Source organism: Candidatus Neptunochlamydia sp. REUL1 (genome assembly GCF_963457595.1).
Lineage (GTDB): Bacteria > Chlamydiota > Chlamydiia > Chlamydiales > Simkaniaceae > Neptunichlamydia.
In genome coordinates this window covers 140,527-159,375 of record NZ_OY735137.1, presented here as the reverse complement: position 1 = coordinate 159,375, position 18,849 = coordinate 140,527, and the positions used below count along the sequence as shown (strand labels likewise).

17 protein-coding genes and 1 pseudogene are annotated in these 18,849 nt (G+C 40.7%); 10 read left to right on the top strand and 8 right to left on the bottom strand.

The annotated features are described in order from the left end of the window. The first annotated feature begins 104 nt into the window (after positions 1-104). The 3 genes from R2I63_RS01185 (at position 105) to R2I63_RS01175 (ending at position 3,724) form a co-directional block, all read left to right on the top strand. On the top strand, positions 105-2,786 hold the full coding sequence (locus R2I63_RS01185) for an MGH1-like glycoside hydrolase domain-containing protein (RefSeq protein WP_316357947.1): 2,682 nt from the start codon (positions 105-107) through the stop codon (positions 2,784-2,786). Positions 2,787-2,872: 86 nt separating this feature from the next. After that, on the top strand, positions 2,873-3,097 hold the full coding sequence (locus R2I63_RS01180) for a hypothetical protein (RefSeq protein ID WP_316357945.1): 225 nt from the start codon (positions 2,873-2,875) through the stop codon (positions 3,095-3,097). Positions 3,098-3,379: 282 nt separating this feature from the next. Continuing rightward, positions 3,380-3,724 carry an IS630 transposase-related protein gene (locus R2I63_RS01175; RefSeq protein ID WP_316357944.1) on the top strand — a complete coding sequence of 115 codons (345 nt, stop codon included), beginning with the start codon at positions 3,380-3,382 and terminating at the stop codon, positions 3,722-3,724. Here the strand turns inward: R2I63_RS01175 and R2I63_RS10535 are convergent. Further along, positions 3,659-4,072, bottom strand: coding sequence for a transposase (locus R2I63_RS10535; RefSeq protein WP_445083648.1), 414 nt, complete (start codon positions 4,070-4,072; stop codon positions 3,659-3,661). The genes R2I63_RS01175 and R2I63_RS10535 overlap by 66 nt on opposite strands. A gap of 202 nt (positions 4,073-4,274) precedes the next feature. On the opposite strand from R2I63_RS10535, the gene R2I63_RS01170 reads away from it, so the two are divergent. Together R2I63_RS01170 and R2I63_RS01165 are read left to right on the top strand one after the other, a co-directional pair. Further along, on the top strand, positions 4,275-4,568 hold the full coding sequence (locus R2I63_RS01170) for a hypothetical protein (protein WP_316357942.1): 294 nt from the start codon (positions 4,275-4,277) through the stop codon (positions 4,566-4,568). Then, the gene (locus R2I63_RS01165) at positions 4,565-5,122 is read left to right on the top strand and encodes a CPBP family intramembrane glutamic endopeptidase (protein WP_316357940.1); all 558 of its coding nucleotides are present in this window, start codon (positions 4,565-4,567) and stop codon (positions 5,120-5,122) included. The genes R2I63_RS01170 and R2I63_RS01165 overlap by 4 nt, the downstream gene beginning before the upstream one ends. 48 nt (positions 5,123-5,170) lie before the next feature. Here R2I63_RS01165 and R2I63_RS01160 read toward each other — a convergent pair whose 3' ends face one another. Continuing rightward, positions 5,171-6,127 (bottom strand): hypothetical protein, encoded by a 957-nt coding sequence (locus R2I63_RS01160; protein ID WP_316357939.1) that lies wholly within the window; start codon positions 6,125-6,127, stop codon positions 5,171-5,173. A 15-nt stretch (positions 6,128-6,142) separates the two neighbouring features. Continuing rightward, positions 6,143-7,453 carry a hypothetical protein gene (locus R2I63_RS01155; RefSeq protein ID WP_316357937.1) on the bottom strand — a complete coding sequence of 437 codons (1,311 nt, stop codon included), beginning with the start codon at positions 7,451-7,453 and terminating at the stop codon, positions 6,143-6,145. Positions 7,454-7,482: 29 nt separating this feature from the next. On the opposite strand from R2I63_RS01155, the gene R2I63_RS01150 reads away from it, so the two are divergent. From R2I63_RS01150 to R2I63_RS01140, 4 genes and pseudogenes are all read left to right on the top strand, one after another. Next, on the top strand, positions 7,483-8,364 hold the full coding sequence (locus tag R2I63_RS01150) for a hypothetical protein (RefSeq protein ID WP_316357935.1): 882 nt from the start codon (positions 7,483-7,485) through the stop codon (positions 8,362-8,364). A gap of 67 nt (positions 8,365-8,431) precedes the next feature. Then, positions 8,432-9,198 (top strand): IS5 family transposase gene (locus R2I63_RS01145; RefSeq protein WP_316359827.1). Its coding sequence is split into 2 segments (ribosomal slippage): positions 8,432-8,807 and positions 8,807-9,198, totalling 768 coding nucleotides; the frame shifts between segments, so codons are not numbered across the junction. Positions 9,199-9,378: 180 nt separating this feature from the next. Next, positions 9,379-9,657 (top strand): annotated as a pseudogene (locus R2I63_RS10530) (transposase); the annotation flags it as partial. Positions 9,658-9,793: 136 nt separating this feature from the next. Further along, positions 9,794-11,869 (top strand): right-handed parallel beta-helix repeat-containing protein, encoded by a 2,076-nt coding sequence (locus R2I63_RS01140; protein ID WP_316357933.1) that lies wholly within the window; start codon positions 9,794-9,796, stop codon positions 11,867-11,869. A gap of 116 nt (positions 11,870-11,985) precedes the next feature. Here R2I63_RS01140 and R2I63_RS01135 read toward each other — a convergent pair whose 3' ends face one another. The 4 genes from R2I63_RS01135 to R2I63_RS01120 form a co-directional block, all read right to left on the bottom strand. Then, complete coding sequence (locus R2I63_RS01135; protein ID WP_316357930.1) at positions 11,986-12,174, bottom strand: hypothetical protein; 189 nt, start codon at positions 12,172-12,174, stop codon at positions 11,986-11,988. A gap of 72 nt (positions 12,175-12,246) precedes the next feature. Continuing rightward, complete coding sequence (locus R2I63_RS01130; protein ID WP_316357928.1) at positions 12,247-13,620, bottom strand: sodium:solute symporter family protein; 1,374 nt, start codon at positions 13,618-13,620, stop codon at positions 12,247-12,249. Next, positions 13,617-15,461: a glutamine--fructose-6-phosphate transaminase (isomerizing) gene (glmS, locus tag R2I63_RS01125; RefSeq protein ID WP_316357926.1), complete on the bottom strand. Its 1,845-nt coding sequence runs from the start codon at positions 15,459-15,461 to the stop codon at positions 13,617-13,619. The genes R2I63_RS01130 and glmS overlap by 4 nt, the downstream gene beginning before the upstream one ends. 4 nt (positions 15,462-15,465) lie before the next feature. Beyond that, complete coding sequence (locus tag R2I63_RS01120) at positions 15,466-16,218, bottom strand: class I SAM-dependent methyltransferase (protein ID WP_316357925.1); 753 nt, start codon at positions 16,216-16,218, stop codon at positions 15,466-15,468. A 208-nt stretch (positions 16,219-16,426) separates the two neighbouring features. On the opposite strand from R2I63_RS01120, the gene R2I63_RS01115 reads away from it, so the two are divergent. Continuing rightward, a complete protein-coding gene (locus tag R2I63_RS01115) occupies positions 16,427-17,392 on the top strand; it encodes a magnesium transporter (RefSeq protein ID WP_316357923.1) in 966 nt (321 codons plus the stop codon). Between the two features lie 19 nt (positions 17,393-17,411). On the opposite strand, the gene R2I63_RS01110 is transcribed toward R2I63_RS01115, so the two are convergent. Next, positions 17,412-18,830 (bottom strand): amino acid permease, encoded by a 1,419-nt coding sequence (locus R2I63_RS01110; RefSeq protein WP_316357920.1) that lies wholly within the window; start codon positions 18,828-18,830, stop codon positions 17,412-17,414. Between the last annotated feature and the right edge of the window lie 19 nt (positions 18,831-18,849).

The window sequence follows — 18,849 nt, the reverse complement described above, 5'->3', positions numbered from 1 at the left end:
ATTTTTTATATTAATTGTAATATAAACAATTAATTATTATGTTTTTATATAATACTAAAATTTTTAAATATTATATTTAAAAATTTTTCTATAAAAAGAGAGGCATGAGTAATGGTAATAAATTTATTGAATTTAACGAGGAAGAGCTCCGCCTACTTCAGAAAGGAGGGGATGTTGAACCTTGGCAGAAGTGGGGTCCCTATGTCACTGAGAGAGCGTGGGGTACGGTTCGAGAGGATTACAGCAAGGATGGGAACGCCTGGGACCATTTCACCTATGAAATGGCTCCTTATCGAGCCTACCGATGGGGGGAAGATGGGATTGCAGGGATTTGTGACAGGTATCAGACTCTTGCAATGACACAAGCATTTTGGAATGGAAAAGACCCTATTTTAAAAGAAAGATTGTATGGTTTGGGGACGCATAAAGCCAATCATGGCGAAGATGTTAAAGAATATTACTATTATCTTGACTCCCTCCCCAGTCATGCCTACATGCGCTATCTCTATAAGTACCCCTGCGCTGAGTTTCCTTATGAGGAGCTTGCTAAGGAGAATCAAAGCCGCCATATTGAGGACCGAGAATTCGAGCTTGTCGATACTGGAATTTTCAAAGACAATCGATATTTCGATATCACCATCGAATATGCAAAAGCTGGGAAAGATGATATCTGTGTGAAAATTGAAATACAGAATCGAAGTGCTAAGGAAGAGTCGATTCATGTGATTCCCCAATTGATTTTTCGGAATACCTGGGGATGGAGCGATGAAAAACTTCCGGAGCCGATCCTTAAGAGGAGTGATCACGAGCCCATAAATGCTCATTGCATTGAGGCAGATGATTCAATGACAGCCCCTCCAGCGCGTCTGAGTTTTGACTATCATCTAGGGAAACGTTATTTCTATGCAGATGAAAGAGCAGAGGTTCTCTTTACCGATAATGAAACCAATCGTGAACATTTATATAACGAAAAGAATATCCGCCCCTATACCAAAGATGCCTTTCATCGCTACATCATCTTGGAGGAGAAAGACAAAGTCAACCCTAAGCAAAAAGGAACAAAAGCGTGTTTTTACTTTCGAGACTTAAAAATTCCTGCAGGAGGATCTAAGTCTCTTTACCTTCGTCTTTCAAACATGGAATACACGCATCCTCTAACGGGGGTTGAAGAGATTATTCATAAGCGCAAAGCACAAGCTGATGAGTACTATGAAAGGATTCATCCCGAAGGGATCAGTGATGAGGAAAAGCTTATCCAGAGGCAAGCCCTTGCTGGAATGCTGTGGAGTAAACAAATTTACCTCTATGATGTGAATCTATGGCTTCGTGGAGATGATCCTGAAAGTCCTCCCCCAGACTCAAGAAAAAATATTCGGAACATTCACTGGAAGCACCTTATTTCTAAACGGATTCTATCTATGCCCGACAAGTGGGAATACCCTTGGTTTGCTGCTTGGGATCTTGCCTTTCATTGCATCTCCTTTGCACTTGTTGATATGGACTTTGCGAAGGAGCAACTCTGGTTTCTTCTATTCGACCAATTTCAGCATCCCAATGGACAGGTTCCTGCTTATGAGTGGGAGTTTTCAGACCTTAATCCTCCGGTGCAAGGGTGGGCAGCCCTTCGCCTTTTTCATATGGAGGAGGAAAAGACAGGAAAGCGAGATATTGACTTTCTGAAGAAGTGTTTTCATAAGCTCCTTCTGAATTTCGTATGGTGGGTTAATAAAGTCGATGCTAAAGGAAACAATGTTTTTGAGGGGGGATTCCTTGGGATGGATAACATCACTGTTATCGATAGGAGTCAAGCGATTCCTGGAGGAGGCAAGCTCGAACAATCGGATGGAACAGGATGGATGGGATTCTTTTGTCTCAATCTCATGCGGATGGCACTAGAGCTCTCGAAAAAAGATTCTGTTTATGAAGGAATGGCCGTTAAATTTTACGAGCACTTTGTTTATATTTCCAATGCCTTAGTCAACGCAGAAAATCGTGAAGTCCAAAACTGGGATGAGAAAGATGGCTTTTTTTACGATGTTCTCAGTGGATGTGACACCAATGATCACGTCCGTATTAAGGTTCGCTCGATGGTGGGGTTGGTCCCCCTTTATGCAGTGGATTGTATCACTTCTAAAGATCTTGAAGACTTTAAGGAGTTTGCAGAGAGTTTTAAGTGGTTTTCTAAAAACCGAACCGATCTCTGTAAACACTGCGTGACTCCCATAGAAGAAGAGGGAAAGACCAAATATGTCCTTACCCTTATGGAAATGGATAAGGTAAAAAGAGTGTTGGAAAAAGCATGGGACCCAAAAGAATTCCGTTCTGAATATGGTCTTCGTTCTCTCTCTAAATTTCATGAGGAAAACCCTTATGAACTTTTGGGCAATCGGATTAAATACGAGCCTGCTGAGGCGGAATCAATTCTTATGGGAGGTAACTCAAACTGGCGAGGGCCTCTCTGGTTTCCCACCTCCTTTCTCTTTATCGAGGCCCTCAAAAACCTTCACATGCATACCGGTAATCTCATTAAAATTGATGGGAAAAACCCTCATGAGATGGCGAGTTATTTTGCTCACGCTATGATTAACCTCTTTAAGAAGGGAGCTGATGGCAAGCGCCCTATCTATGGTGATTACGATCTTTTTCAAACGGATCCTCACTTTCAAGATCTCATTCTTTTCTACGAGCACTTTCACGGTGACACTGGTCGCGGTCTGGGTGCTTCTCATCAAACTGGCTGGACGGGTCTAGTTGCTAACCTCATCGACGAATGGTGTAGACGTTAATTCTTCGGCACATTCAAAAAACTTGATTAATTTAAAAAATTATTAATTATATATTGCTCTTTAAGTATCACTTTAGGAGTGTAACGATGACAGATTCAATAGGTGCTGTAGGTGAAGGAAATAACTTGTATGAAACCTTTACTGATACGGCAGAAAGAAAAGAGGAAGGAATACCTGGAGTTGTTTCGAACCTGCATGTAAATAATAGCCAAATATTTTCCAAGCTTAGGCTCTGTCCTCAAAGTTTACACCACATGATGATCGAAGCAAACAAGAGCGCTCCTTTAAACATACAACCTGTTTTATCATAACGTGTTGCAATTCTTCGAAACTCTTTAGGGCGTGTCCCTAAACTTCCTTTTCAGGATTTGGCCCACCTTTCCCCATCTGTATTTGTGTTCGATCTCAACAACCTTACCAAGTTGCTATCAATCTCCACACGTCAACAGATGAGAAAATCTAGGCACAACTCCTTGGAGAGGACTTCAGGGACACACCCTAATGCGTCCAAAGAACCTTTCGACAGCATTTCGTTCTTTATACGTGCGCTTATCATATAGCTAAAATATTTTGTTTTAGTTATAATTTTTTGAATGACATATTCGCTAGATTTTAGAAAAAAAGTTCTATCAATCCGAAGCAAAGAAAAATTAAGCTTTGCCCAAGTAGCAAAACGCTTTGGAGTAAGTGTAAATAGTGTGTTTCTCTGGTCTAAGAGGTTAGAGCCGAGGCGCACTAAAATCAGACCTGCAATAAAGATTGATAGAGAGATCTTGATGGAGGATATCAAGAAATACCCTGATGCCTTCAACTATGAACGAGCACATCGTCTCAAAGTAAGCACTTCAGGCATTCGGTGTGCCATGAAGAGGTTAAGAATTAGCTATAGAATCGAAAATCACATTCAAGCTTTCCCCTGGCTTAAGAGGCCTTTTTAAAGGGATTTTCAGATGTCTGGCTCTCCGAGAGAAGACTGAGTAATGGGGGCAGTTAAGGTTGAGACCTAAGATCGCAATAAGTGACTCGATAAAGCCCTGAAGTTGACGAAGCTTGCAATGAAAAACTGCGCGTATCATCAAGGCACATAGGATGGCGTCATCAGAATAGAATTTTGGCCGACCTCGACTGCCTAAATTTTCGTTGGAATACCACTTCTCTATAACTTCGGGACTAAACCAAAAAGTGATGCTCCCCCTATTTTTCAATGATGTGTTATACTGCTTCCAGTTGCGGATTCGATAGAGATCTCTCTTTTTCGATGGGTTTGAATCTTTCTTATTCGTCATTTTGAGCCTATGGTTTTTCGTTTTCATAAACAAAAAAATTTATAGACTCTCTGACCTTAAGGCAAGAATCACATTTTCTGCAGCTATTTATGTAACAAAGCCCAAAACATAGGAGGTTTTATGGCAACAATAACTCTAGGAAACTGTGCAGTTAATATTTCAAGAGAATTGGTAGTTACATGGGATCAAGAAGAGAGGCTTATTGACACAGCTATTATTAGACTCTATTGAAATGGATGTTAAAAACATTACGTATTGTATTGACCATGATGAGAAGGTAAGCTTAAAGCCCCCTTTCAGAGCGCACTCGAATAAAAAGGCTGGAATGAAGCCTAAACTTGTTCCTTCGATTGTTTTTAAGGAGAAGGGCATCTGGGGTCAAATTGAACAAACAATCAAATCTGAGCTCTTTAAGCAAGCTCAAGACACCCCTAAGAGTGAACAGGAGTGTCTGCAGATGGATTTCATTTACCAGATCTCTAGGGATAATATATGAATTCTATTCAAAGTGATCAGAAACAACTATTTCCTTGGGCTAATCTTAATAATCTAGATTTGACTCTTCCAGGAGGGATTGCTGCAGGAATTACAATTTATAAGACAGAGCAATCTTATTTAAAATTTACTGGATCGAGCAAGTTTTTTCAAAATACTGATCCACAGGAAATAGAAAAAAAACTCTGTAATTTTAAAAACAAAGATTTTTTATTGAAGTTTAAGTTAATAATTTTATTTCCTATTTTTGAAGAAATTGTTTTTCGAGGATTATTTCGTCAAAATCAAATTGATGCAAACATAGTAGATTGCGAAAAAGAAGCGTTACCCTTAAAAGTACAAAGAATTTTTGTTAACTCTGGAATATTTGCAGCTATCCACTGCGATTTTCGTCATTCTTTAATATCGAAGATTAGAATTATTCCTCCTATTTTTTTCTCTGGAGTGATATTTAATGGGCTTATGGAAATCACAGAAAATATTGCTGCTCCAATTCTAGGACACTCTATATCCAATCTTCTTAGTTATAAGAAAATAACAAGAAAAATTACATAAATGATGCAGACCTAAAATTCCCTATCCTCGCCGCAAGCAATGAGGAATTCACAAGTCAAATATTTTTTTCATCCGTTCTGTTCTTCTTTTAGATAATTCCTCGTGATTCCTTGCCATCTGGTTATCAAATAGTTTGGTAGCATTAATAGGTTTATCAGGACTATAAGATTTCCACTCTTCTTTAAGCTTCCTAATTTCTATTTTATCTGATTCCGGCATTATTGGAGAGGTTAAAGCAAAGTCCAAAATACTTTCTGTTTCAACTGTTCGTGGTATATCATGAATGGAACTGTGACCTCTTTCAAATCCTACATAATGGGTTCTACCTTTATCTGGTCCATCTTTAGCAAAGTTTTCAGGATTACCTGGTTTCAAGATTGCTATAAATTGCGATGGATCAATATCTGTCGATACTATTTCTTTTTCATCGAAAGAATCTGTACCATCCTCTATTAAAACTGCAGTACTGAAAGAATTATGTTTTTGTGCAGCAATCACATACACACACTGAAATTTTGCAAAACCCTCTGCAATCTCAGAAGATAATGATTGAGAAACAACTCCTCCAGTACTTCCTGGAATGTCATTTTCTAACCCTGTTATACTCGAATCATTTACATAAGCTTGCTGAAATAAAAGTCCTTGATGCCACGGATGAGTTGAAAATGGTACAGGGTAAAATCCAACAGTCTCTTTTCCTTCTTTATCTCCTCTAAAAGTCGGGATTTTTTCATATTTACCAAAAAAAGGTTGATCAAATTCAATAGCTGCAGGGCCGAACATTAGCTGATTTTTTCGCTGCTCTATTAAAAGCCCCCTAATCATCCTGGAAGCCTGGGAATTTCCACTAGTAAAATCTCGAAAGTTTCGATTAGCAGAGACTTTAAGTTCTTTAAATTTTCTTTCTGCAATTTCATCCACCTTTAAATCAAGACTTTTTGTTACAGCATAGGTTCCTATAGCCATTGTTGCAACTGAAGAACCAACTTTAAATAAAACTTTCATAAAAACCTTATTATTTTAATTCGAATATTTTTTATCAAAAGGATTTAAAAACTGAGCGGCTTGTTTCTGAAATTCGGATGAAAAGTAATAACTTGGATTTTTAAGTCCTTTTTTTTCCAGTTTTTGATTAATTTCTGCTTGAAATTCAGCGCAATAAAAATCCGAAAAGTCCTTTGGTAACCCTTCATAAGGAAGACCATATTCATTTCCTGAAACACGAATTTCATGAAGAGAATGGTCTTCAACAGGAACCATCCATCCTATGCATGCAAGAATCCCTTCTTTTAGTAAATGTGATAGACCCAAATATTTTGACAGGTGCAAGACACCATCGGTTGTTCCTGATGGACCTGTTAACAAGGGAAGACCTCCAAGCGATTCAGCTTCTTTTGCAAAGCTACTATCTGTGGAAAGCTCGTACCATTCTTTTCCAGGCATCCATCGAAGGCTTGGATCTAACGCATCTAATTCATCATCTTTAAACCGATATTCGGTTCCAGTGCGTTTTTCACGGATTGAAATCCCTGGTATTTCACTTACTTTAAATCGTGTCAATCTGTCTGGTTTAAAGGAGGGTGATTTTGAAATGCGACCTTTTTCTTCATGACGAAACTTTTCTACCGCACTGATTTGCTTTAACTTTTTGCGAATACCATCAGAACTAGTCACTAAACCATTATTATTAATTGTGTCTAATTTAAGTGTTTTTTTATCAATTTTAAAACAAGAAAGTTTAGGATTGATTTTATCAATCATTTCCGAGTCAGCCATAATTTTATTCATTAAAAATGAAAAAATCGTTTGATAGACCAATGTCATTCTTTCACGTAAGTTTCCTGAATCCACTACTGATTTAATACTAAGAGCATTCATTCCAACACTCCCGGGATTAATTGAACTATTTCCAAACAACTGAGTGATTCGAATTTTTTCCATAAACTCTTTTGGATAAACTGAACGATCTTTTTCTTCTTGAACTTCATTATAGGCGATCACGATATGATATATTCTTTTGCACAGCTCATTTGCAAAATTGTTGGCACCGAGATGTGTAAATGCTACCTGTCCAGCGGCTCTATCATATTCTGCAATGCTCTTTTGATATGATTGTAAGCATAATTCGAACACCCTTTCTTTATCATCTTCGGAGAGCGCCTTTATAGAATCATCAAAAACAATATGCCCTTTCAGGTAATTAAACTTGTTTGAAGCTAAAAAACCTGCTATTTTTTGATCAGTTTTGCTTGGTGGACTGCTGTCCTGTTGTGGTTCAAAGGATACTAATGAATCCGAATTTGGATGAATATTATTCAATGTTTCTGCCATTCTTTTAATTATTGTTAAATAGGTTTTGTATGATTAATAATGTTTATTATAACAGAATTTTTATTAATAATCAATTAATTACAATTGATGCAAAAGAAATAGATCCATACACGCAATCTTCTTTTGAAGAGCTTATTAATCAAAGAGTTACAAATAGTTGCGACTATTATATATGTAAGGTGGAGCAAAATGAAAAAACATATCTTTTTGATGGTGAAAGCTTTATAGAAAATTATATTCATAACCATCAGATGAAAAATCCAATGACTCGACAAGAGATAAAAGATTTTTATATATATGTTATTTCTTCAAAAGACTCTGATTTTCAATTATATATGAATAAAGACTCTATTTTGAAACCGCCAAATCATCTCCCTTTATTTTGGAATAATCCCAATAGACCAATAGAATCAAGAATTTATTTTTTATTAGAATACGCTAAACAGCTAGAAAATAGTCAGATTGAACTATCCATTCATGCTTACGAGACAGCCTCTAACCTTGGCAGTATTACGTCAAAATTACAGCTAGCTCGTATACATGGACAAAGGGGAAATAAGAACCTAACTATTAAATGGTTGAAGTTAGGTATTGATTCTGAGGAAATTAGTGCTGGTAATGCATTTTGCTGCGGAAAACAATTTGAAATGTATGAAAGAATTGATTTATCTCTAAAAGCTTATGCTGTATCTGCAAAAAAGGGTAATCTACTGGGACTTGCAGAACTAATCAAACTTTCTGAGCAAATGGATGATATTGATAATACACTTGAAATAGAAAAATGGCGACAGCAACTTCCTGAGCCATGGAGAAAATCAAGAATAGAAGACTTTTTTAAGCATCTTACAGAAATCAATAAGGCAGGGAGGTCAAATGTCTTTGATGGTGAAAGGTCAGGAGAGTTTAGATAGTGTCGTTAAGAAATTTTTAATTTGATATACTTTGCTGTCTTATACCAATGCAACAAAGGAATTTTCTATGGGAAAAGCATCGCATTGTCGCCACGATATTTCAGATAAAGTCTGGGAATTGTTAGCTCCTCACCTGCCAGGTCGAAAAGGGGGTTGGGGCGCCGTAGCAAAAGATAACCGTCTGTTCATTAACGCTGTTTTCTGGATTCTTCGAACAGGCTCTCCTTGGAGAGACTTACCGCCTGATTATGGAGATTGGAAAAACACTCACCGTCGCTTTTGTCGTTGGCGGGATGCTGGAATTTGGGAAGCGTTGCTTGAATGTTTAGTGGAAGATCCTGACTATGAATGGCTCATGATAGATGCGAGCCATATTAAGGTGCACCCTCATGCATCGGGAGCTAAAGGCGGTAATCAAGACATGAGTCGGACAAAAGGGGGCTTAACACAAAAATACACTTGGCCGTGGATGCGCATGGTATGCCAGTCCGAATTGTTGTTACGCAAGGTACCACTCATGACAGCACTCAAGCAAGTTTCTTGATCCAAAGTATTTCAGCAGAACATTTGCTCGCCGATAAAGCTTATGATAGTGACGCAATTATATTGCAAGCCGAGAGTCAAGGCATAAATCCAGTCATTCCTCTGAGGTCAAATCGCAAAAAATGGAGAGAATTTGATAAAGAACTATATAAGCTTCGACACCTTGTAGAAAATGCTTTTCTCCAACTAAAACGATGGCGTGGAATAGCCACTCGATATGCCAAAAATACAGCTTCATTCATAGCTGCAGTGCAAATCCGTTGTATCGCTCTTTGGGCTTCTATCTCATGACGATACTATCTAAACCCTATTGAACACAAGTGGGCACAGGCAAAGTCTAAGCGAAGAAAATATCAATGTGGAATAGACGAACTTTTCAAGGAGCACTGCCTACAACTAATTTAAGTAACTTTAGCTATATCCTCTGTCAGCAAGCAAAAAATCATAGTAATCATTTCCTAAAAGAGCTTCTCCCTGAGGGCTCCTGAACTTGCCAGATGGCTAGAAGAAAATATAGATGAAGGATTAACATTTTATCGATACCTCCGAGAACACTGAAAAAAAATACGAACCGCGAATGGAATAGAAAGAGTGAATCAGGAAATTAAGAGGAGGAACCGGGTAGCAGTGCCATTCCCTAACACAGCCTCCGCTGTCCGGCTTGTAACAGTAGTAATAATAGAAATCCACGAAGAGTGGATAACAGGAAGACGATACTTAGATATGGAACCTCTATTGAAAGAGGAATAAGCAGTTGAAAAAGAACGAGAAGAGAAGAAATAATCGAATTTACAGAAAAAGTGTTGCTTTATCAATTATTCTGTGGTAAGCAAAAAAATAGTGCGTTCCTTTAACTCTAAATATCATGTAGGAATTTGAGAACATTATGAGACGTGTTGCAACCTTTTTCATCTGCTTTCTTTTGCTTACTATTGCTGGATATTCCCGGGACGAGGATCCTGTCTGTTTGGCTCCAGCGCAGCTAACACTCTCTCATCATTTTGGTCGAGGTGTGGGTCACAAGGGGTACACCAGCGCAGAGCTCTTCCTTATTCGAAGTAATCACTCAGATGCTATTCCTTATGTTGATGCGCGTTTCCATATGATGGACACCGGACGTTTTGCGTCGAATGTGGGAGCAGGACTGCGATATTTAGTTATGGACGATATACTGTCAATCGGAGGAAATCTCTATTATGATTTTCGCGATTCTGATGAGCTGAATACTCACCAGATCACTCCAGGAATTGAGATCCTTAGCCCCTATGTTGACTTTCGAGTGAATGGATATATACCCGTTGGGGGAACGAAACGATCTGACCCATTAAAGTTTGAGGGTTTTTCAGGGAATCAAATCAACGTGAAGAGAAAGAGTTACTATGCTTTCCCTTCAGTCAACGTAGAGGTGGGGATTCCTACTCCCATGATTCCTGGGACGTATACAGATTTTTACGTTGGGGTGGGGCCTTATTATCTCTTTGGTGCGACGGTTTCAGGGAATAAATATCACAGTAGTTGGGGAGGAAAGTTGCACGTTGTGGCAAATATTACCCAATATGTTGGCCTTGAATTTGAATTGAATCACGACAGCATTTTCAACACGACCTATCAAGGGGTGATTTCAGTCAATATACCTCTTTGGAAATCTTCTGCTTGTCGCACAGGAAAACAAGGGTATGGAAAACGCGCATTCAGAATGAGAACCTTTCGCCCTGTGATGCGCAATGAAATCATTCCGGTGAAGAAAAAGTCACAGGTGAGGCCGCTCAAGGATGGAAATGGAAATATCATTCGAGCGATCTTTGTAAATAACCTTGCAGGATGTCCAGGACTTGGAACGTTTGAGTCTCCCTTTTGCTCTTTTGCATCTGTTCCTAGTGTGCCTGCTATCGTTTATGCATTTCAGGGAACAGGAACTCCAACTCTAGGCTACAGCAATGGATTTGTGATGAGCACGGGCCAGACTCTGCAAGGCTCAGGACTTCCATTAACTGTGAATGGAATTGCAATCCCTTCATTCACATCAGGTGATCCTGTGTTAACTAATGGCGCTGGTCCTACGATTACTCTTGCTTCCAACACTATCGTGCGAGGAATCACCGTCCAGGGATCTGGACAGAATCAAAGTGGTATCTTTGGAGACAATACTGCAAATGTCACCATAGAGCACAATGTGGTGAATGATGCTGCACTTAATGGAATTGAGATTACTGATCATGAAGGAAGTGTAAATATAGCTTATAATATCATCTCTTCTCCAGGGGAAAATGGTGTCTCTCTTGACCAAGCCACTAAGCCAGGTTCTGCTGTAGTTATTCATAACACTATTATGCAGTCTCCAAACTCTGGGATTCTTACTCGCTTAAATCACCCTCAAGCTCGGGCCCTTCTTGCGTACAATAATCTGAGTAAAACAGTTAAACCTGGAGCGGGATTTGATGTGGGAACAGAGGTTATAAGTGGAAAAGTTACAATCTCTCATAATACAATGAATTCAAACCCCCAGTTTTCTATTCATGCTCTTGATGGACATCATGTTATTTCTAATAACACAATTATCAATAGCTCTACTGGTTCATCAGAAGGCATTTCGTATCTAGCTGTGACAGCTGGGGCGCCTAAGGAGGTATATATTTTGAGTAACCAGGTGACAATGAGCAATACTGCTCCTGGTATCCAAGTAAAGAATTTAGATGGTGATTTTGATATTTTTACAGAGATCCGGGGGAATGCTGTGAGTTCAGATCCCGCGGCAGGGATTCTTATCCAAGCGTTTAGCCCGGGAATTATCTGCTCTTCAATTACCAACAATGGGGCTCCCACATTTATTCTAAACGGGACTGCTTCGTCTGTTAGGGTTAAACAATCGCAAGAGTGGTATACCTCCTCAAATTTCGCAACAACGGGCTTCACTGAAAGTGGAGAAGTGATCTTTAGATCGCCTTGCGTTCCTCCTCCATAAAAAAAAGCTCGCCTTCTTATGCAGGAGGTGGGCTTAAAGTATATTGGAGCTAAGCTAATTATTGGCCAATATGAAGCACTTCTAATGCTAAATGAGGGTTTTCGTCCATATATTTTCTAAGGACTGCAGCTGCTTTCAGGAGTTCTTGGCTTGCTGCCTATCGTTTTGATAAAAGGGCTTGCACCTTTTCCTAGGAGTGTTTGAATTTTGTTTACGTTGTCTTCCATAGCTGCTGTGCGTAGCGCAGTTATATAAAGCTTACTGTTTTCAAATCCGAAACGGATGTGTTGTGGAGTAATTGCCATGCCCTTCCTTTGGTAAAATTTAATCACAAAGAAAGTGTGATATAAATCATTTGATTTTATTATAATTAATATTTAGTTTAAATTTTTTACTAAATTAATTTTTTTTAATTGTGATTTAATTTTAGAGAGACTGAGAAAAGAGCCAAGGATTCCTGAACCGAAGATTAGAGGAATTCCCCAAAGAGCCCAGTACCAGGTGTAAAGTCCCTTTTCACCAAAATAGAGGAAACAGAAAAGACCCCAGGAAAAACCGATGATGCTACTGAGGACTGCTCCTGTTGTTGAGGCTTTCTTCCAGTAAAATCCTGCGAGCAGGGCAAAGGAGAGGGCTGCAACGGGAATATTTGCGAGAATAAGTTTATCAAGAATTTTATCAACAAGAGTGTTTCCTAGCACGTAGGATGTTGCGGCAAAGAGCAGGGTTAGGAGAAGTCCTTGTCTGTAGTTTGTGCTGGAGCGGCCAAAGTCTGTAATGACCATTGAGCTCATGGCACTCCATACACCTGCAAGGGTTGTTCCTGAAATCATAAAGAGCGTGGCATAGGCAACCCCTTTGAGCCCCGCAGGAAAATAGAGGTTGATAATCGCGGGGATTACCATGTCTGGAGAAGAAATAACAATGCCACTAGCCTTGAGATAAGCGGTGGAAAGCACCCCCACTCCATAAAAGATGAAGACGAAAATGGCAGCAAGAATCACAGCTGAAAAAGCAACGCTTTTCGATTTAGCAGAGAATATTTTCTGCCCATACCAAGGAGCAAGGATATAGGTGAACATGCTCAGGATCACTAGAGAGATAATAAAGCGGTAGGGGAGAAGGTCTGGAAGGCTCTGGATTTCTGAAGCCCCTGCCTCCCGCTTTGTATAGAAAAGAAAGAGGGGGAATATGAGGCAGATGAGCAGAAAAGACGTTATGTCTGTTCGGATGATAGCGATTAAACCTCCCCGCAGGGTCATCAAAAGGATGACAAGAACGAGGCAACCACTCAGAATCCATCTATTCCACATGGGAAAAACAGGGGAGAAGATCAAAGTCACTGACTTCACATACGTAGCTGTGAATCCCATCATCGATCCGATCAAAAAAATGGATGCGAGTTGAGCAAAAGGTTTTCCATATCGCTCCCTTAATAGGGCTGTTACCGAGGAGGCATTGAGTTCCTTATATTTTTTCGCAACGCTCAATCCATAAAATACGAGTCCAATGAGGAAGATAAGCGGAAGGAAGAGCGCGCGGAAGCCTACAATGTATCCAAGCCCCGCAAAGGCAAAGAGCGTTGCTGTGTTGAGCTCCGTCATAATAAGCGTGCAGGTTAGCCCAAAAAGGCCGCACTTTCTTTCGGCAAAAAGGTAACTTTCTTCCAATTGGATCTTTCTGTTTTTTGCAATGCCAATCATGGCAAACAGGGTAAGAATAGCAATAAAGACCCCAGCGTCGAGGCTCATTCGACTGTCACTGACTTTGCAAGGTTACGGGGCTGATCAATATCAGTTCCTCGCAGCAGCGCAATATAGTAAGCGAAGAGTTGTCCGGCAACGGAGTATAGGATCGAGGCTAAGGGATCAATTGTCTTGGGGATCCACAAGACGTCTTTAGTGATTGTGAGAGCTTCTTCTTTTCCTTTTGGAGCAAAGATCAAGATTTCTCCTCCACGGGCTTTGACCTCCATTAGATTGCTCATCATTTTATCGAAAGTTTGCAGATTTCCACAAAGCCCAACGACAGCAAGCTTTGGATTGACAAGTGCAATTGGTCCATGCTTCATTTCTCCTGCCGGATAGCCGTTGGCATTGAGATAACTGATTTCTTTGAGCTTTAAGGCTGCCTCGAGACTCGTAGGGTACATATAGCGTCGCCCCATAAAGAAAAAGTGCTCAAACTTGGCATACTTTTCGGCAAAGGCTTCAATTTGCGATCCTTGTGCAAGAACCTGAGTAATCTTTGTAGGAAGATGTTTGAGGTCTTTAAGAAACTGTTGCCCCTCTTCTTTGCTCAGATGACGAAGGCGAGCCATGTAAAGGGTGAACAGAGCTAAAACAGTGAGTTGACTCGTAAAAGCTTTTGTCGAGCAGACGCTTACTTCAGGCCCAGCTCTTAGGAACAAGGTTGAGTCGGCTTCTCTCACAAGAGTAGAGTTGTCGACGTTGCAGATGGCAACGACTTTTGCTCCTTTCGCTTTTGCCTCGCGTACAGCAGCAATAGTATCTGCTGTTTCACCTGACTGGCTAAGCGCAATGACAAGGGTATCTTCAGAGATAATGGGGTTGGTATAGCGGAATTCCGAGGCGATTGCAGTCTCTGTGGGAATCCGGGCTAGGTGCTCAAACATGGAGGCTGCGATCGAACCTGCATGCCAAGATGTTCCACATGCTAAGATCAGGACTCTTTTAATCGATTGAAGACGGTGGGGTGAGAGGGTCAGTTCCTCAAACTCAGCCGTGCCAAATTCTTCTCTGCATCGATCTAGCATTGACTGCTGTACGGTCTGCGGTTGCTCGAAGATTTCTTTGAGCATATAGTGATCATAGCCGTTTTTTGAAATAGCCTCTCCTTGGAACTCGACCCGCTTCATTTCTTTGTGGATCTTTTTTCCTTGAGAGCTATAAAGGGTAAAATGGTTATGTTTGAGAACAGCAATTTCATCATCTTTTAAATAGAGGACATCGAGCACTTTCCCATTAAAGGAATTTGCATCTGAGGAGAGGTAGGCCTCGCCATTTGAGGGGTCGATTCCTACAACAAGGGGACTTTCCCTTGAGGCACCAATCATTTCATTGGGATGGTCTTTGTGGATAACGGCAATTGCGAAAGAACCGTGAAGTTCTTTCATCGCTTTTTGAACAGCCTGTCGCAGTGTTCCTTGATAGTGGTGGGAAATAAGTGCAGCAATTACCTCAGTGTCCGTGTCAGAGCTGAAGACTACCCCTTTTGCAATGAGTCTATCACGGATAGCATTGTGATTTTCAATGATTCCATTGTGGACAAGAGCGAGGGTTTCATATTGGTCAAGGTGAGGATGAGCATTTTCTTCATTAGGGATGCCGTGGGTTGCCCATCTGGTATGAGCAATTGTCGTGTTCAGCCTGATTTTTTCACTTGAAACAGCTTTTTGAAGTGCATTGATTTTTCCAGCTCGTTTGCAAGAGCGAATTTTTCCGTCAATAATACCTGCAATTCCCGAGGAATCGTATCCTCGATATTCCAATAACTTAAGACCATCGATGCAAACATCGACGGTACTTTTTTCACTTGTTGAAGACCGGATGTACCCAAAAATTCCACACATGGCATTACTTTAGCGCAAGAGTCCCTTCAAGAGCAAGAAAAAGGGGGAATTCTTTGCGCGCTCTATTTTCCATTTTTGCCTTTCCTCCACTTGATGTTTTTGTCGAGAACCACTCCTCAAGCCGCGTAATGGAAAACCCTGCTTTCACCATCCACTCTGCGTAGGTGGATAAAGGGTTATGATAGGAGAAGGTTTTTTCTGATTTCTCCTTCTTGCTAGGATGCATTTGAATGGGAATCTCGAGTGGAGAGAGATAGCGATCCACCCGTCGGTATTGGAGCTTCTTATTCTCATCGACCCCCCAGCTTGATTGTCTTGGAATCCGATAGCAAGGATGATTAAGAATTATGATGAATTTGCCTCCCTCCTTTAGATGGCGCGCTCCATTTTTAACAGCCTCTTCCCCCTTCTCCATATTTTGAAGCGATAGAATCATAAATGCATGGCTAAAATCTTCTTTAGCTATTTTTAAAGGTTTTGTGGCATCTCCAACCTGAAACTTATGGCATGAATATCCCTTGGCTTTTTGAACAAGAGGTTTTGCCAAATCTAGCCCCAGATAGGAGACTTTTTCTGGAAGCTGCCTTGCTAAAATGCCTTGACCACAACCAAGATCTAGTACCGAATCTCCATCGTCGAAAGAAAGCCATTTTTTTAGCGCAGGGAAGATCACTTCTTTGTGGTAGGTATGTCCCCCTTTCGAGACAATGTCATCATACCATTTTCCAACCTGCTTCCAAGATGTATCATTCTTCATGAGACTATTCCATGATTAGAAATATCATATTTTTGGATCTCTATGAAACTCTTACTTATTAAATTAGAGTGAGAAGAGATCCAAAAATCTGCAGAAAAAGACTTGAAAAGAGGGTGTTTGTAATAGTGGGATAGTCTCATAACTGCGGAGTTTACGTTATTGACTTTTATCAAGAAAGAAGTAATCTATGAGCATGTCAGAAAAAAATTTGAATAAGCCACTTCGAGATTTTATTGTTCCTGTGCGGACCACGATTCATGTGGAACATACGGTGGAGGAAGCTCTCCGCTACCTTCGCGATAAACACATCACTGACGAGATTATTTATATTTATGTGGTTGATGAAGAGAGAAAACTCATTGGCGTTGTTCCAACTCGCCGCCTTCTATTAACCGAGCCTCAAACTTCCATTAGAGATTTAATGGGGACGCATCTTATTAGCTTAAGAGGAGACCAAACCCTTCAGGAAGCAATGGAGTTTTTGGAAACCCATCACCTTCTGGCTCTTCCTGTAGTGGATGATAAAAATCATCTTCTTGGAGTCATAGATGTAGGTCTTTACTTAGAAGAAAAAATTGATGTGGCATCTTCTCGACGTCGTTCCGATATTTTTCAAATGATTGGCATGTATGTCGAAGAGGGAAAAAAGCCTAGTCCTTGGCAGGGATATCGATCGCGCATGCCATGGATTTTTTGCAACATGTTTGGAGGTTTTGCTTGCGCTATTATCTCAAGAGTTTTTGAGGTTGTCCTTTCGCAAGTCCTTCTTCTTGCAATGTTTATTCCTCTTGTCCTGACCCTTTCTGAATCGATTTCTATGCAGTCAATGACTCAGAGTATGCAGCTTCTTAAGAAACATAATCGCCGCTGGAGTTATACGATTGGATGCCTTTTGCGTGAGTGGCAAGTCGTTGCTCTTATCGCGATTACTTCGGGAATTATTGTTGGGATTGTTTCACTTCTCTGGGGAAATGGAATCGCTCCTGGGTTCGTCATCATGTTTGGGATTACATGCTCAGTTTATATTACGTCGACGATCGGATCGGCTGTTCCACTAATTCTTCATGCTCGAAAATGGGACCCCCGCGTCGCCGCAGGGCCTGTTGTTCTCATGTTCGCCGACGTCATCACGACGCTTCTCTATCTTTCCCTAGGAACCTGGTGGCTTCTATAGTCGCACCATCCATATTGATCTAGTCCTCATCTTGAAAGGAGATCGGTTCATTCCAGCTGGGCTTTTTAAACAGTAGAATGATGAACGGAGCTGCGCAAAATAGAATCATCCCAAAAACCAAGAATAGCACATAAAATAGGGGACTTCCTGTTTCCAGTTGATCTGGAGGAAAGAATCCAATGAAGATCGCTAAGGCTGAACTGACAAGACCGACTCCGGCAGTTAGCCACATCCCGAATTTCCCCCCCGGGATTTTATAGGCCCGATGGACATCGGGCCTTTTATAGCGAAGCCGTATTCCTGCTGCAAACATAATGACATACATCAAAAGGTACAGTTGCGATGTTAGCGCTAGCAAGATCCAAAATGAGCTGTTTACGTTAGGCATAAGCAAGAAAACTATCCCTAGGACTGAAACAATAACTCCTTGAAAAACGAGCATTCCAACAGGCATATTGTGCTTGTTGATCTTGTGCAGAATCGGAGGGAAATCCCCATCTTGCGCTGCGGCAAGAAGTCCTTTACTTGGTCCAGCTGTCCACGTGCTCATTGCGCCAAGCGCTCCAAAGGCTACCATGAAGGCTATAACGGGTACAGCCCAACCTAGATTATAAGATCTAAGAAAAAAGGCAATCGCTTCTATTCCCCCAGAAACCAGGCTTATTTTCTTCTCTGGAATCACAATGGCTATTGCCAAAGTCCCTAAAATAGAGAGGATAATGATGATCGATGCTGAGAGCAGGATTGCTCTTGGAAAGTTCTTTTGAGGATTTTTTACATCCTTAGCATGGACTGCAGACATCTCCATCCCTGCAAAGCCAAGCAAGACTCCCGCTAAAAGTGCCAGCTGTTTTGGACTCGACAGATCAGGGAAAAAGGTATCCCAATTAAAGGCGATGTGGGAGGGTTTACCTGATCCGACCCAGGCAATTCCGAGTCCAATGATGACCACTCCAGGAATAATTGTTCCTAAAATCACACCTAGCGTACTGATCCAACCCGACATTTTCATTCCGAGCAAATTGAGGAGAGTTGCTCCCCAGAAGGTACCAAAAATAACGCAGAACATATATAGGGTATTGTCTGCTAAAGAAGGATCAAAACTAAATGCAATCGTTCCTGCAATAAAGGACAAAATTGTGGGATACCAGACGACGTTTTCAATCCACAGGAGCCAACCAGCTAAGAACCCCCAGCGGTGACCAAAAGCCTCTCGTACCCAAACATAGACTCCTCCACGCTCGGGCCATCCTGTTGCTAGCTCTGCAGAAACAAGAGAGACAGGGATAAAAAAGAGGACGATTGAAACAATGAAGTAAAATAGAGAGGAAAAACCATAGACAGCTGTGAGTGGCCAGTTTTTGATGCTACAAATGGCTGCAATATTGATCATAGCAAGAAAGAAAATGTTGAGTGTTCTTCCAGAGCTTTTCGTCATGACAATTTTTCTTTATAGA